A 16,665-nucleotide genomic window follows, 5' to 3' on the forward strand; every position below is an offset into this window, starting at 1 on the left:
ACCAGGCACAAAATAACAAAAAAGGGAGCTGCACTTCACGCAGCTCCCTTTTTTGTGATCGGTTTCAATAATCCTCCCGCAGATTTATTTACGAGAAAAGGCGGTATTCTTATTCCTGTCTCAAACGAGCAAGCACTTCCGCAACAACAAAATTGCTTCCGCCAACAAAAATAAGGTTCCCTTGTTGATACGCTTCTTTTGCTGCATCAAACGCAGCTCCTACCGATGCATAATCAAGTCCCGTTAGACCAAATTCCATAGCTTCTTTCCGCAGCTCTTCTGCTGGCATTGCACGCGGCATATCTGGAGCAGAGAAATAGTAGGTTGCATCTTTGGGCAGATAAGGCAACATATGTGATAAATCCTTATCGCGCATGGCGCCTATCACAAAGTGCAATTTATCATAAGTTGTTGTAGCCAGATTTTTGAGCACTTCATGAATTCCGTCCTCATTGTGCCCTGTATCACAGATGATAAATGGATCCTTAGACAATTGTTGCCATCGGCCTTGAATTCCTGTGGTTGCCTGCACATTTTTTAGCGCTTGATGCACATGTTGATCACTGATCTCAAAGTCCAGTTGACGTAATTCATCCACAGCTAACAGGACGCCGGCGAGGTTCTTGACCTGATAGGAGCCTTTTAAATCCAGCTGATAGTCTGCTGAATGACCCGCAGAATCCGTCGCTTGTACCGTCAAATAATCTTGGTCCACACCCAGCATTTTCGTGGCATACTTATCGGAAGCGAATTGGATCGGTGCATGCTCGATCGTTGCTTTATCCAAAAACACAGCTGCTGTCTCTTCAGCATATTCCGAAATAACGACAGGTGTATTTCTTTTGATAATTCCGGCCTTCTCAGCAGCAATTTCCACTAGGGTATTACCAAGAAGATTCATGTGATCAAAACCGATATTGGTAATTACCGACAGCAAAGGCTGAATAATATTGGTACTGTCCAAACGCCCGCCAAGGCCGACTTCAATGACAGCGATATCAACCTTATTCTTCTCGAAATAATCAAAAGCCATGGCTACAGTAATTTCGAAAAACGATGGACTGACTTCTTCTATAAGCTCGCGATGGGTATTGACAAAATCAACAACAAATTCTTTCTCACATAACTGACCATTGACACGAATACGTTCTCTGAAATCCAGTAAATGTGGTGAAGTATAGAGGCCTGTCTTATATCCTGCCTCGGCCAAAATAGCGGCCAACATGTGGGAGGTGGATCCTTTTCCGTTTGTACCGGCAATATGTAATGTTTTGAATTTTCGCTGTGGGTTGTCCAAAGCAGCGCAAAGTTTGATGGTATTGTCAAGGTCTTTTTTGAAGGCAGAGGCGCCATCCCTTGTAAACATAGGCAATCGAGTATACAGATACTCGATTGCCTCATTATAAGCATTCATGTGAATGATTTTTATCTTAATCTAAAATTGAATACAATCCGTCCTGTTTGGGAGTCGGGAGCATTTGGCAATTGGTTTAGCCTAGCGCCACGTACAGCACGCTCACATTTCTCCAACAAGGATGGATCGGTAATCGTCGTTCCTTTTACACCAGCACGCGCATAGGTGATAACCCCTTGCTTGTTCACTCTAAACTCCACAGCAACCTTTCCTGCTTGCTGTCCATTATCGTCGATACTTGGCCGTTGCGTAAAACTTCGGTTCTCAATAGACAACATCATGTTACCGTTTCCAGATCCCCCTTCGCCGTAGTTACTTGCTAAAGGATCACCCAGTTTGGAACCCTGATTTCCAGGAGTTGTCCCTGTACCATCACCAGCTCCAGTACCGTTATTTTTATTGCCTTTAAAAAGCGCTTTGGCATTGGCCTGTGGTGCCACTTCTTTTACAGCTTTGGTTGTTTCCGGTGCTTTTGAAACGACCTTCTTTTCCGTTTTTGTTACCGCAGGGGCATCTTCTAAATCCTGTGTGACAACCGCTTTCTCCGCAACTTGCTGCGTTGGAGTTGGGGTAGGTGTTTCAACAGGATCAATACGGTCAGGGCGTTCATTATTGGCGTTGGGATCCACCGATGGTTCCTCAACACTCATATAGTCATCTCCCATTCCCTCAGGTGAAGTACCGTAATTGACGATCATTCCCCCCATTCCATATTCATCAGGTGCCTGAGCTTTAAAAACAACAAAAAATCCAATCAAGAGCAACGATGCCATGACCAAAGTCGATATCCCCAATGCTTTGGGGAAATTATTTTCTTCATGTTGAAGGTGATATCTCATCGCATTAATCTCCTATATTAATAGCTGACCAATAAACTTAAAAAAAGTTTAATTGTTCCTATTTATCTTTTTTTGGTTCTGTTGCCAATACCACTTTAATCTTCAATCGATTAGCTACATCCATTACAGAAATAACATTTTGAATGGGAACCGTATTATCGACATAGAGCATAATTGTCACTTCCTCACCCGCAGCCATTTGCGATTGAATTGCAGCTTCCAATCCTTCAATGGGAACTGGAGTTTTGTCAATAAAATAGCCCAAATCTTTTGTAATCGATACCGTGACGGTCTTTTTAGCAACAGATTGTTCTCCCGCACTTGACTTTGGTAACAATAGCTTCACCACTTGCGGATTAGAAACTGCAGAAGCCAACAGGAAGAACAACATCAGGAAAAACATGATGTCATTCAGCGCTGAAGTATGTACTTCCGCAGATGGTTTATTTTTTCTACTTCGTAAGTTCATTATCTTCCCGGTTCATCCAATAAATCAATAAATTCTACTGCATCCGTTTCCATACGTAAAATCAATCGTTCCACCATCATATTCAGGATATGGTAGCCCAAATAAGCTAAGATACCAACCGCAAGACCTGATGCAGAAGATACCATTTTTACATATAGCCCCCCAGATACAGAAGCAATATCAATACCACCAGCTAATTCGACGTCGTGGAAAATCTTAATTACTCCAAAGATCGTACCTACGAAACCAAGCATCGGGGCAATACCAGCAATAATACCCAAAATATTGATGTTCTTTTCTAACTTGGCAACTTCCAATTTACCCACGTTTTCGATCGCTCCTTCAATATCTTTGATCGGTCTGCCGACACGCAATAAGCCTTTTTGCAACATACGTCCCAAAGCTGAGTTACTTGAACGAACTACAGCTAATGCCGAATCCAAATTTCCGGACAAAACATTTGCCTTTACTTGCGACATTAAGCTGTTATCATATTTTGCGGCGCGACGGATAGTCAAATAACGCTCAAAAAAGATAACCAATCCAATAAAGAACAACAGTAGGATTGGAACCATGATCCATCCCCCTTTGATCATCATATCGATCAAACTCATGTTTTCTGTAGGCGCAGCAGCAGGTAATGGTTGTTGTGCAGCTTGATTAAACGAATCCACAGCAGCCCGTGCTGTATCTTGTACTAATGACATAATTATTAATAGTTTTATATAGTTTCTATAATGTTTCTACCCAAGCACCTTCAATCTTTTTCTCTACAGATTTCTTAGCGAGGTCTGCCTCCGATTTTGTCATGTAGGTGTTTAAGATGATTTTCTTTCTATTTCTTTTAAACTTTCCCTCTACAGCTCGTGCTGTTTTATAGCCCATTTCCCGAAGGCGCTTGGCTTCCTGCTCTGCTTGTACCATTGTCTTTGCAGAACCTATTACCAATTGATATCTGGGTTGTGCAACAGGGATAGATTCTTTGATCACAGGGTTTGCTTCCAAAACCGGAGGTTTTGCTGCCGCATTAGGCGCTGGTACAGTTGATGTCTTTTTAACAGAATCTATCACAGTGCGCTTAGCCAATGAATCGACTTTTTTCAAACTATCGGCTTGCAACGTATTGGACAATGTATCCGCAGGCATGATCGGCTGTTTTTGAACAAGCGTATCTGCCGTTTTTACAACAGGTTTAGTCGATCCAAATAACGAATCCTTCAACGCAGGATTGGTGTAAACGACCGCAACAGCAACCATTGCCAGCACAATAATTCCAGTCATCCAATACCAGATCGCATTTGAATTACGCGGCTCTTCCTCATAGATATTTGGTGCGTATGTTGAATTCGCGTTAGCCGACGCAATAGCACCGATTTCTCTTTTTGAAGTGTTTTCTTCCTTCGGAGTAACCGAAACACTGCTATCAGCTATCACAGCAGCATCCACAGGTTCAAACTCTTCAGTTTCCTTTTGCGCTAACGACGATTCTTCAGCTTCAAGACCGGTACGATCGCTTGTTGGTGCTGTCTCCTGCGAAAGCTCATCCGCTACTGGATCCGTTACCTGTGTTGTTTCAGCTTCTTCTTTGACCTCTTCAACCTCGATCGTTTCGTCTTGATCTGCCGTATCCGGCATAGACTCTATCGCAGGCTCTACCTTATCATTAGCTTCCACCACAGGATCTTCTTCTACAACAGGATCTTCTTCTACAACAGGGTCTTCTTCAACAGCTAAGGCCGTAAGTTCTTCTTCTTTGGCTTCTTCCAAAGAAGAAACAACTGTTTCAATTTCTGGTGCAACAAGATTTGTAACCGGTTGGAAGTCGAATCCCGACAAGTCTAAGGGTTTGAAGACCAAACTTGCGCCATAACTTATCAGTAATCCAAGATCATCAAGTTTGACCTGTCCAAATTGCCCCAAATCGGCCCGCAGCTTATCAACAGTTTCCGACAAGATCTGTTGCGCCTGATTGAGGCCCAAGTTTTCCTGTTGTTGGATATAATGAACAATATTAAATCCATGTTGAGCAGAATAGTCGAGCTCAACATAAGAAATCGGGGGTAAAAACACATTATTCTGTTTATCGAACTGAGCCGGAGAATGAATTCGTTTGAACACACCTATTCCGGGCACGTATACTTCCGCATAACGTTTTAATAAACTATTGATGTTTTTGCCTAGATTCATCGCGCACTATTTTAAGATGCAAATTTATAATCTTAATTCGTTAAAACGAATAATTAAGACCACCAATTACATTAAAGCCCAATCTTGGGTAATACATATAACGTTCGTATTCTTTTCCAAAAATGTTATTTGCTTTGACGAAAATACCAAATTGTTTTTTGATTCGGTATTCTGCGCCTGCATTAAGATCAGCAAACGACGCTATTGTTGCCTTATGCCCACTGTTGGCAATACGACTGCCATCTGCGTTATAATCATAAATATACGCATAGGTATTGCCTTGTGTAGAAAGTTCAGCATCTACGAAAAATTTATCGGAGATATTGAAGCGTGCATTAGCCTGCATACGGAATTTTGGCAATCCCCATGCTTCTTCCTCATCACTCAATTTATAATCGTCTATATACACTTTTCCGCCCAGATTAACCAGTTGTGAAAGACGTACATTGATTTCCCCTTCCAATCCCATATGTTTAGCCTTATTGATCACGCCATCATAAACGACATCAAAAGCCCAAGGAACATAACCATTTTGACTATCGCCAAATGCACTGTTTTTAAATAAAGGCAATCCCTCAATCTGTTTGTAGAATACCTTTACTTTATAACCAAATGTTGCGCCAGCATTTCCTTTTAAACCCGCGTAAACATTCATTTTCTCAATCGAGTTTATCATTTTGGCGTTAGGAGCCAAATATGGATTTTCCTTAGCGAAACTACGGAAAGAAGCTTGTTTCACTCCCCCATTGATTCCGGCAAACAAGGAAATATATTCAGGTGCCAAAGCAAAATCAGCTTCTACGGATGGGAAAATATTGAATCTTGAGCTATCGCCAAATTCAGAAGTTAAATTCGCACCCAAGGTTACGTTATAGTTGTCGCCCTTAAAACGAATATATGGATTGATGACCGCCAAATGATTTTTTACTTCAGCACTATCTTTCACATTATTCATTGTCACGCTCAAATTCGCACCAACATTGAATGCACTTAGCCGTTTGTTCAAATAACCGGATAATGCGATGGAATTTTCTTTGGCTTTATAAGCGTCTTTAAACAAATAACCATCAACTTTTGCGGAATAGCTTAAGGCTTGCTCATTTTTTGGATCCACATTACTTGACAGCTCTCCATTCAAGTAGATATCTGTAAAGGTCTGTTTATCCGGAGTCGTATTCAACAAGGTTGTTCCCGATTGATCAAAAGTCTGGCCATAGAAGTTTGTGCCATAACGATTGTATCCGATGGTACCTTTAACGGTTACCGCATCCAATACACGACGACCAAAGATACCGATATCTTGTGTACTGAACTTCTGTCCGTCAATATTACCCTTTTGGCTCAAATGCTTTGCAAATAAACCAAATCGTGTATTTTCAAACTGTTCAGAAGCCAAATAAGCTTCTCCCAATATACTGTTATAGTTACCGATACCAAATTTGACATAGTTGCTACTATGTTCAAAGGGTTGTGCAAAAGGAATCTCCTGTACATTCAATTGTTTCAAACCGGTATTGATATCTAATTTCTTGTCCAAAATATTGTTGTAGGACAATTTGGGCTGGTATTCCCTTTTATTGGTCATATCCGGACTGCGACGGATTTTCACAGCATCCGCAAGAATTGGCTTATAATCACGAACAACATCAAAAGAATCGATAGTGACCGGTTTCTCAGGATCATTCTTCTTGCCTGTTTCCTGTGCAAAAGAATTCAATCCCACGCCCATCAAAAGCGCTGCTAAAGTATATTTCTTCACGTTTCTATTTTGCAACTTCTTCATTGTATCCTATTTCTTTTTGTTGTTCAATTTATTTAGACGTTCTTTTGCGGCTGGCAAAATATCGTCTTTCGCATCATAGTTATCCACAATCGATTCAAGTGTAGCTTTCGCCTGGAAAGAATCCCCTTTACCTGCATAAGCATCAGCCATGGTAATAAAGCTTTTCGCCACCCAATATTCGTACGAAGAGAAATTATCGGATAGATCCATTGCTGTTTTGATACACGCATCGTATTGTTTATTTTCCAATTGTAGTACCGCAACGTTGTATTTTGCTTCGGCACCATATACCGTACGGCTCTTCAATGCAGCTAAACTGAATTCTTTCATTGCCTCAGTTTTCTTATTCTGCTTCACATAGCATTTACCGGCATACAAGAATGCATTTGCGATCTCCTCTTCCGAAGACTTTTCGTAGTTCTTGACAGCGTTGGTATAATTTAATGCTTCCTTATAATCCCCAATTTGGAAATAAGAGACCATTAGGTTATTTATTGCGAAACCATAGTTAGCCTTGTATTCAGAAGTAAGCTCCAGCTTTTTCAATAACTGTGTCGCTTCGTTATATTTCTTTTGTTTCAAATATAAATTTGACACCGAAATCAACGTGCGTTCTGTATAAGGAGATGTCCAGTCATTCAAGATAATATTGTAATCATGTAGTGCATCTTCTGTATTGCCCAAAGCTGCGTTACTTTCAGCACGAACAAAACGTGCATATTTCTCTTGATTTGGTTTCGGGAATTTATCGAAATACGCATTTACAGCTTCCACTGCCCCTTGGTAATTACCTCTGGAGAATAGGGTTGTGGCAGTGGAGAATGAACGCGAGTCTTGCTCAGATTTCGACGCATCCCCTAAGTTTGTTCCAGTTGCATATTTGATATACCCTGTTGCATCGCCTTTATCCAAATAGATGTTCTCAATCGATCGCATGGCCTGTCTTGCTTCATCTGTTGATCCATATTGGTCGACTACACGTTGGAAAGTTGCCAATGCAGCATCATTGTTATCTTGATTATACTGAACCAAACCAATCGTCACCAAAGCACGTGGCACATAACTGCTGCGCGGATATTTTTCAACCATTGTTTGAAGTCCAGCAATTGCCTGGTCACTTTCTCCCATCAAGAAACGTGTGTAAGGAATCTCAAACGCAATATCATCAGCATAATTAGAGCTCGGGAATTGTGCAATAACAGCATTCAATGTTGAAATTTTACCATTGTTATCCCCTTGTAAACCTTGAATAATACCACGCTGGAATAACGCGTAATCCTGACTAGGCGCTTTAGAAGAGATCAACTTATTGTATTCTGTTAATGCTCTGCCGTAATTTTTCGAAGAGAAATAAGAATCACCTAAGCGTGCAATTGCATCATTACGTGTATTCATTTCTATTCCTTTCGAACCACCAGACGCTAAGAAACGCTCGAAGTAATTGGCCGCCGTGCTGTAGTTTCCATTACGGAAAGCCGCATAGGCTAACGCATAATTGGCATACCCATACACATCCGTTTTGCTAGCTCCCGGCAAGCGTAGGAATTTATTGAAATTTGTAACCGCTTCACCATATTTACGCACTTCGTACATTGCTTCCGCTTTCCAATAGGTGGCTAAAGCGTAAATTTCCTCGTCATAACGAAACTCTTCAGAGCGCATGAATAGGGAAATTGCATTTTCAAAAGCACGCTCATTATAATACTCCAAACCTCTGTAGTAGGTCACCTTTTGATAAGCTGCGTTTGCTTCTTTTCCACGTTTAGGGATAGATTCCAAAATATCAACTGCCTCACGGTAGTTTTTTGTACTCAACAATACTTCAGCAAGCAAAGTTTTTGCTTCCTCTAAGCGTTTCGATTTTGGGTACGTTTTCAGGTATTCTTGTGTCGAAGCCAAAGCCACTTGGTGGAATTCCAATTCATACGAAAGCTTAGCATAGTTGAATAAGCCTTCTTCTTGCATTGCTGGATCAAAATCCAATTTCGAAGCACGGAAAAATGCGTTACGCGCAGATTGCTTATTGCCTTTCTTCAAGAAAGCATCCCCTAGGGTAATCATCGCAGATTGATAATATGCGTCAGGATCAGTCATTTTTTCCAATTCAGTGATCGCTTTATCGTAATCCTTCAATTTGTAAGCGATGTAACCGATTTGGTAGCTATCCTGATTATTCTGCGTCTTACCTTGGTCTTGTGCCTGGAATTTGTCGTAATACTCTTTTGATGTTTTTAAATCACCTTTGATAAAGTATGTTGCCGCGATAATACGGAACATCTCTGTTTCATTTTCTTGTTTTGTTCGCGACAAAATTGGCAACGCATAATCCAACACATCGTCGTAGCGCTTATCCAAGAAATACAAAGCAGTAATATAATAAGGATAACTATTTTCGAATTGTTTAGATCCATTTAGGCGCTCAAATTCATTCAACGCCGTTTTATACTCGGCGTCTAAGTAAGAAAGATACGCGTAATAATAGATTGAAGCTTCCTGAAATTCAGTTTTCTGATCTTTCAATCCTTCAAATAATGGTTTCGCCGTTTTATAATCCTTTGTCATAAAGGAAGCATATCCATATTTAAAGCGATATTCTACATTTTCTTTACCTGCTAAATTTTTGCTGTCGATCTTGTTAAACCACTCTAAGGCCTTAACATAATCTTTTTTAGCATAATAGGATTTACCGATTTGAAAATAAGCTGCTTTAGCATTTGCACTGACAGGGAAATCTTTAATGTATTTCAGAAAACGGTTTTCGGCATCGGATTCGCCCAATTCCAGTGCGCAAACCGCTTGATAATACCGTACGTTCTCTTTCAACAAAGACAGTTCCTCTGTTTCGTCCAATTGCAAGTTGGATTTTGTCCGCAAAGCTTCAACACGGTCAAATTGGGCTGAAGCAGAACTAAATTTTCCGCGTTCATACAATTCCATCCCTGTTTTGTACGCCTTGTTGATTTGTTGCCATTCTGTCTGTTGCGCTAATGCTGGCGTCGCCATAACGGTTAATGCAACTCCCACCTGGTAAATCTTCTTATACATAATATGTGAAACCTTAATATGTTATTTATCTGCAAATGTAAATGAATCTCCCTCCAAACCGCGATAAATTCGCATTTCAAAGCAAATTTATCGAAAGCCTCTCTGCCATTAAAGGCTTTAAGATAGCCTCAAATTTATTGAAAATCAATTCAAATCTCCACTTCTCAGGGAGATAGTTTTATTCATTTTACTAAATTATACTTTAATTGAGCTATTTTACACAAAAGTTATTAACATCTGTGAATAACCCTGTATTATAACGGAAATTTTGCACAAAAAATATGCCCGACAAAAAAATAAAGTCAGGCATACTATTATTGCATTAGAAAACAGTGCTATTTAGTCTCACACGTACATTAACGCACGTCAAAACCAATGTAGACTATCCGCGTTGCCCTGCTAATAGATACAAGACAGCCATGCGCACAGCAACACCATTTTCAACCTGATCCAAAATAATTGAATGTTCGCTATCCGCGACATCCGATGTGATTTCGACCCCCCGATTGATTGGTCCGGGGTGCATAATTGTGATTGGCTTCTCTAAAGAATCCAAAATCTCTTTATTCAATCCATATAGCATGGAATATTCTCTTAAGGAAGGGAAATAGGCAATATCCTGACGCTCCAATTGAATCCGTAACATATTTGCAACATCACACCAGTTCAACGCTTTCCGCAAATCATGCTCTACTTTTACACCCAATGATGTAATATGTTTAGGAATTAATGTGGTCGGACCACAAACCATCACTTCTGCACCTTGCTTTTGAAGACATAAGATATTCGACAAGGCAACGCGTGAATGTGTAATATCTCCAACGATAGCTATTTTACGACCAGCTACATCACCATAGCGTTCGCGGATCGAAAATGAATCAAGTAAAGCCTGTGTAGGGTGTTCATGTGCTCCGTCACCTGCATTGACAATTTGTGCATCAACATGTTTACTTAGAAATACCCCTGCTCCGGCGTATGGATGTCTCATCACAATCATATCAACCTTCATTGCAAGAATATTGTTCACCGTATCGATGAGTGTCTCCCCCTTACTTACTGAAGAGGAGGAAGCCGCAAAATTCACGATATCCGCAGAAAGTCTCTTTTCAGCAAGTTCAAAGGATAGACGTGTCCGTGTTGAATTTTCAAAAAACACGTTGGCAATCGTAATATCCCTTAACGACGGAACCTTTTTGATTGGCCTATTTAATACCTCTTTGAAATTACTTGCTGTATCCAGGATCAATTGGATATCGTTCTCATTTAGATCTTTGATCCCCAATAAATGGCGGGTACTTAATTGTTCTGCTACAGATGACATTTTATAGTATATTCAAATATTTACTAATCATTTTTTTTCTGAAAGTGTCTGATCTTATTGGCCAGAAAGAACCTTCAGTTTGCTTTCATTGCTGTTGGCGTCTGCGAAGTCATGAAGGTTTTATTGAAAGTGCCTGTTTCCAAAGGTCAACAATAACCTTCAGTATCGTCATGACACCGCTATTAATCGCTAGTTGACGCCTTCTTTTCTGTAATCAAGATAATACTATCCTGATCCTCTGATTCTTTCCAGTTAACAATTACTTTTTGTGAATCAATAGAATCTACCTGTATTCCGATATAATCGGGCTGAATAGGGATCTGTCTAGAAAACCGGCGATCGACCAAAACAAGCAATTCTATTCTTCTTGCACGGCCAAATGCCTGCACAGCATCCATTGCCGCACGAATAGTACGTCCTGTCCATAAGACATCATCTATAAAGATCACCTCTTTACCTTCTACAATAAAATTGATATTTGTGCTATTTGCTAAGATTGGACCAGTATTCCCTTTCGTACGGAAGTCATCGCGATAAAAGGTAATATCCAAATCGCCAACTAAAATCTCTTTTCCGATCATTTGTTCAAGCTCTTTGACGATGCGTCTCGCTAAGAAAGTTCCTCGGGGTTGAATACCTATGACGACAGCATTTGAAAAATCACCGTGATTCTCAATCAATTGACGACATAGTCTTTGAATTGTGATTTGAAATTTTGGTCCGTCTAATAAAATCGACTGTTTCATTATGGGAATGTTTGAGCAAAGCTACACTTTTTTTAACAAAAACGAAGCCATGAAGGGCAATTAATTTCAATATTTGCATCCAACTGGCACAATAACAAAAAGTGATTTAAACAAAGATTATCTTCCTTTCCGGGAAATTTACAAAGCCATTATTCCAGCACATTACCAGATTTTGAAGTTATATACAATACGCATTGCCAACCATTTACAGCAAATTCCATAACATCGAAATGCTATAGGTAGCGACTATTCATCTAGCTCGGCACGTTTATTATTCCGTGCAAAAAAATACACCGGTACACCGATTAATACAAGTATAAAGCCTGGCCAGGTATATTGTGGCTTATAGATAATTAATAATACACAAAATACGGCACCTATCAACAGGTACAAGATTGGTGTAATCGGAAAGAGGAAGGTTTTGTAGGAACGTTCCAAATCCGGTCTCCGGATACGTTGAATAATAACACCCAGTACTGTAATCATATAAAATATGACAATAACAAAAGATATCATATCCAGTAAATTGCCATATTGTCCGCTCAGGCAAAGTAAGGAAGCCCAGATTCCCTGAAGCCATAACGATCGTGCGGGCACATCATATTTGTTATTGGGAATCGCCTGCTTCAGAAACAATCCATCTTTTGCCATGGTCTGAAAAACACGCGCTCCGGACAGCGCAAGTCCATTAACACAGCCAAAGGTCGAGATCATAACCAGAATCGCCATCGCTATCGTGCCCGTATGTCCTAATATTTTTTCAGCCGCCGCTATGGCAACACGATCATTTGCCGCAAAAGCAATTTCCTCTCTATTTAATGCCGCTAGGTAAATGTAATTACAACTTATATAGAGCAACATCACCAAGCTCGTCCCGATAACCAATGCCCGAACAACATTACGCTGTGGATTTACAATCTCTCCGGAAACAAACGTTACATTTTCCCAGGCCACACTACTAAATACCGAACCTACCATCGCAGCAGCTAAAGCCCCCATCAGCACGCCCCCCGAGATCTGCGACCAGCCAGCACCTTTCAAATTTTGAAAAGAATCCCAGCCATAAGCCATATTTTCTGAAAAATGATTTTCCTTAATCAAGAACAGACCACCTAAAATCAGTAAAACCAGCGCAATAATTTTTGCTGAAGTAAAGAAAGATTGAACAGCTTTTCCACTCTTGATCCCTCTTGTATTGATAAAGGTCAGGAGAATAATAACACCCATAGCGACAATCTGTATCCAGGTAATCTTAAACTCTCCACGCTGAAATAGCGGTGCTGCATCATTTAACTGCGGAATAAGGTAGGCTGTAAACTTACCAAAGGCAACAGCTACAGCTGCTATCGTTCCCGTTTGAATGACTGTAAATAAACTCCAGCCATATAAAAAACCAATTGGCTTCCCAAATATTTCTGTCAGATAGGTATATTGTCCCCCAGCCTTCGGGTACATAGACGACAATTCGCCATAGCAGATTGCCGCCGCAACAGTTGCTAATGCGGTCAATAACCAAACTATCGCCAACCAATATCCGGATCCCAGCTGCCGCATCATATCACTCGATACAATAAAAATACCGCTTCCGATCATCGACCCCATGACCAGCATCACTGCATCCCACAATTTTAATTGACGTTTCATCATAACTTAAGGTTGGTTTTATATGGCGTTAAGCTAAGAAAAAATAATCAAAAAAAAGCCGCCCTTTCCTACATCGCATCAAAAAGTGTATTTCCTTTCGAATACCTGTAGTAAAGGGCAGCTCCTTCGGTTAAAATGATGTCTCTAATTGTTACTCAACACCATACTGTTGTTTATACGATTTTTCTAAATCGGTCACTTGCTGTAGCAATTGTTTTTCCGAGGTAGAGGCCAAGATACTCTTATAGGCACCCAAAGCACGTAATGCTGTACCGATATTTGAATATTCCAGCTCAGGTTTTGTTTGTGCAATATCCTGATACCAACGCATATTTTGCGTCATAAACTTCAGGTTACGGTTTACGATTTCATTTGCACGCTTCGTTTCACCAGTTTCATACAACACATTGACAATTGGAATATAGCCTAAAATATCGCGCATCAAATAAACACGTTTTGGCATTTTCTCAAAGGTTTCGACAGCAACTTTGCGCGCCTCATCCTTATGACCTTCCATCATCAACTGTGTCGCTGTACCACCCATTACTGTATTTGTAATCATGGTAATCATGCGGTAAGATTCAGGATCCAGGTAAGAAGCATGTGCCATATTACCCCATTGGTATTTCGTAGTAATGTCTTTATAAGCAGACTGCGTATCAACCAATGTACCTTCTGCCCCGGCAGGAGTTGCAATTGGCATCAAACGCAGCGCAAAGCCCTCTTGTACCAAATATTTATCTAAACCAAGGTAGTTATCATTTGGAACTGTTGCCGCAAAATAAATCGGACGTTTCCAATCGTTATTTAACAGCACATTTAAGATAGACAACTCCGCTCTGGAAATATAATTTCTATTGTAAGTCCAGCTCATGGTATCGACAATAGATTCTTGCCAAGCTTTAGGAACGACATTATTTTTCAGAACAGATTCTTTATTCACCGGAAGGCTAAAGTTTTTGGTTGGCAGAAAGTTTTCAAACTTACCACCTCTCAATTCCAATTTGTTCTTCTGGTCGTCAGACAATAAAATCTGCATGATCAAATCCAGATCCACATGTCCTGGAACTTTCATATCCTGATAATAAAGCACTTCGCGAACACCTTTCTTGAACTTTTCATCATCGATATTGATCGGTAAACCATCTGCCTGATTTACTTTTTGTTTCATTTGGCGCATATACCAGTCCGAACTCAACAAACTTAAGTTTACGACCCGAACATCCGGACGATAATTTTCAACTTCTTGCACATACCACAATGGGTAGGTATCGTTATCACCATAGGTAAATAAAATTGCATTTGGTGCACAGGAAGCCAGGTAGTTTTTCGCTAAATCACGTGCGGTCGTTTTTTCCGAACGATCGTGATCATCCCAGTTTTGGAAACCCAGCAATACAGGAGCCCCCAATAAACAAGCTACTGTAGCAGCACCGGCCGCTATTTTACCATCCACTTTTTTGCTTAAATAATCCGCGATAGCGAAAACGCCGAGCCCGATCCAGATGGCGAAGGCATAAAAAGAACCTGCATACGCATAGTCACGTTCACGTGGTTGGAGTGGACTTTGATTTAGATATAATACAATTGCTAATCCTGTAAAGAAAAACAACAGACCCACAATTCCCGCATCACGTTGTCTTTTTCCAAAATGCCAGAATGCACCAATTAAACCAATGATCAAAGGCAGAAAATAATATTTATTGTTTGAAGGATCAGTTTTCAATGAATCTGGAATGGCATTTTGTCCACCCACATGCATCTGGTCTACAGGTTTAGCCCCTGAGATCCAGTTCCCCTCAGTGAAGGAACCCTGTCCTTGTTGGTCATTTTGACGACCAGCAAAGTTCCAAAGAAAATAACGACCGTACATGTGTCCGATCTGATAACTGAAAAAGAACTTCAGGTTATCGCCAAAAGTCGGCGATTGTCCTTCAGGAATCTTTAGGTAATCGCGGTAATAATCTATATGATTTTGGTCTCTTGAGCTATAAACACGCGGAAAAAACATCGTTTTATCGTATTTATAGTCCATGCCGTTCTCCACCTTGGTATACTTGTCCTTATCTTTTCTGTACGTATACGTAGGCTCGGCATCAACCACTTGTGCATCAAATGTAGGTCCATTCAAAAGCGGCTCACTGGCATATTGCTCACGGCCAAGATAACTCACAAAAGAAAATGCATTATCCGGATCACTGTTATTTAACGTAGGATTTGCCTTGGCGCGCACCATGATCATGGCAAAGGAACTATAACCAAAAATGATAAATGCTGCACTGATTAAGATCAGATTTAACATGGGTTTTACCTTTTTGATTGAATACCAGATACCATATACGAAAAGAGCTACCGCTAAAATCATGAATAGGTTAAATCCAGTACCGAAGCCCATTCCCAAACTATTCACAAAGAACAGATCAAAATATGCGGCGGCTTTAACGGTGTATTGAATAATACCCCATAAAATTAGCGCCAAAACAACAACGCCGATTAAGAAAGCTTTGATCGCTCCCGATGATGTCACTGTTTTTGAACGTTTAAAATAAATTACTAAAGCAATTGCCGGAATCACCAGAAGGTTCAGTAAGTGTACCCCGATAGAAAGTCCCATCACATAGGCGATAAAGATCAACCAGCGGTCCGAACCAGCTTCATCGGCATGATTTTCCCATTTTAGAATACCCCAAAATACGACGGCTGTACATAAAGAAGACATGGCATATACTTCGGACTCTACTGCTGAGAACCAAAAAGTATCCGTAAAAGCATAAGCCAGTGCACCAACAGCGCCCGAGCCGAATATTTTGATTAAATCGGTGGATGTATATGATCCATCAACACCTTTTACAACGATTTTCTTTGCTAAAGCTGTAATTGTCCAAAATAAAAACAAAATGGTCAGACCACTACATACCGCCGATCCCACGTTCATCCAGAAAGCAATTCGTGTAACATCTCCACCAGCAAGGTTTGAGAATATATTTTGAATCATTAAGAATAAAGGTGCTCCTGGCTGGTGCACAATTTGAAGTTTAAAGGCTGAAGCGATAAACTCGCCACAGTCCCACCAGCTCGTCGATCGTTCGGCAGTCATGACATACGCTACAGTTGCTATTAGCGCACATATCCATCCTAAAAGATTGTTGATTTTAGTATAGTTCATAAAATGATAACTGTAAAAAGTATTATTAATACGGCTCGAAAATAAGGATAA

At 40.3% G+C, this 16,665-nt stretch carries 11 protein-coding genes; all 11 read right to left on the reverse strand.

What is annotated here, in order from left to right:
* Positions 1-109: 109 nt before the first annotated feature.
* The 11 genes from B4N43_RS04015 to B4N43_RS04065 all read right to left on the reverse strand — a co-directional run bounded on the left by B4N43_RS04015 (position 110) and on the right by B4N43_RS04065 (position 16,614).
* Positions 110-1,414, reverse strand: a complete 1,305-nt coding sequence (locus tag B4N43_RS04015) for a bifunctional folylpolyglutamate synthase/dihydrofolate synthase (protein WP_286732915.1) — start codon at positions 1,412-1,414, stop codon at positions 110-112.
* Positions 1,415-1,425: 11 nt separating this feature from the next.
* Positions 1,426-2,253, reverse strand: a complete 828-nt coding sequence (locus tag B4N43_RS04020) for an energy transducer TonB (RefSeq protein ID WP_075994214.1) — start codon at positions 2,251-2,253, stop codon at positions 1,426-1,428.
* Positions 2,254-2,311: 58 nt separating this feature from the next.
* On the reverse strand, positions 2,312-2,722 hold the full coding sequence (locus tag B4N43_RS04025) for an ExbD/TolR family protein (RefSeq protein ID WP_046672748.1): 411 nt from the start codon (positions 2,720-2,722) through the stop codon (positions 2,312-2,314).
* Complete coding sequence (locus B4N43_RS04030; RefSeq protein ID WP_046672749.1) at positions 2,722-3,429, reverse strand: MotA/TolQ/ExbB proton channel family protein; 708 nt, start codon at positions 3,427-3,429, stop codon at positions 2,722-2,724. Before B4N43_RS04030 ends, B4N43_RS04025 begins: the two co-directional genes overlap by 1 nt.
* 25 nt (positions 3,430-3,454) lie before the next feature.
* A complete protein-coding gene (locus B4N43_RS04035) occupies positions 3,455-4,909 on the reverse strand; it encodes a hypothetical protein (protein ID WP_286732916.1) in 1,455 nt (484 codons plus the stop codon).
* 40 nt (positions 4,910-4,949) lie between these two features.
* Positions 4,950-6,692: a TonB-dependent receptor gene (locus tag B4N43_RS04040; RefSeq protein ID WP_075994216.1), complete on the reverse strand. Its 1,743-nt coding sequence runs from the start codon at positions 6,690-6,692 to the stop codon at positions 4,950-4,952.
* Between the two features lie 6 nt (positions 6,693-6,698).
* A complete protein-coding gene (locus B4N43_RS04045) occupies positions 6,699-9,737 on the reverse strand; it encodes a tetratricopeptide repeat protein (protein WP_075994217.1) in 3,039 nt (1,012 codons plus the stop codon).
* A gap of 382 nt (positions 9,738-10,119) precedes the next feature.
* Positions 10,120-11,058: an aspartate carbamoyltransferase catalytic subunit gene (locus B4N43_RS04050; RefSeq protein ID WP_075994218.1), complete on the reverse strand. Its 939-nt coding sequence runs from the start codon at positions 11,056-11,058 to the stop codon at positions 10,120-10,122.
* 182 nt (positions 11,059-11,240) lie between these two features.
* On the reverse strand, positions 11,241-11,804 hold the full coding sequence (gene pyrR / locus B4N43_RS04055) for a bifunctional pyr operon transcriptional regulator/uracil phosphoribosyltransferase PyrR (RefSeq protein WP_286732925.1): 564 nt from the start codon (positions 11,802-11,804) through the stop codon (positions 11,241-11,243).
* 246 nt (positions 11,805-12,050) lie between these two features.
* Positions 12,051-13,451: an APC family permease gene (locus B4N43_RS04060; protein ID WP_236582744.1), complete on the reverse strand. Its 1,401-nt coding sequence runs from the start codon at positions 13,449-13,451 to the stop codon at positions 12,051-12,053.
* 148 nt (positions 13,452-13,599) lie between these two features.
* Positions 13,600-16,614 carry a DUF2723 domain-containing protein gene (locus B4N43_RS04065; RefSeq protein WP_088162981.1) on the reverse strand — a complete coding sequence of 1,005 codons (3,015 nt, stop codon included), beginning with the start codon at positions 16,612-16,614 and terminating at the stop codon, positions 13,600-13,602.
* Between the last annotated feature and the right edge of the window lie 51 nt (positions 16,615-16,665).

This window comes from Sphingobacterium sp. UBA1897, from assembly GCF_002337775.1.
Lineage (GTDB): Bacteria > Bacteroidota > Bacteroidia > Sphingobacteriales > Sphingobacteriaceae > Sphingobacterium > Sphingobacterium siyangense.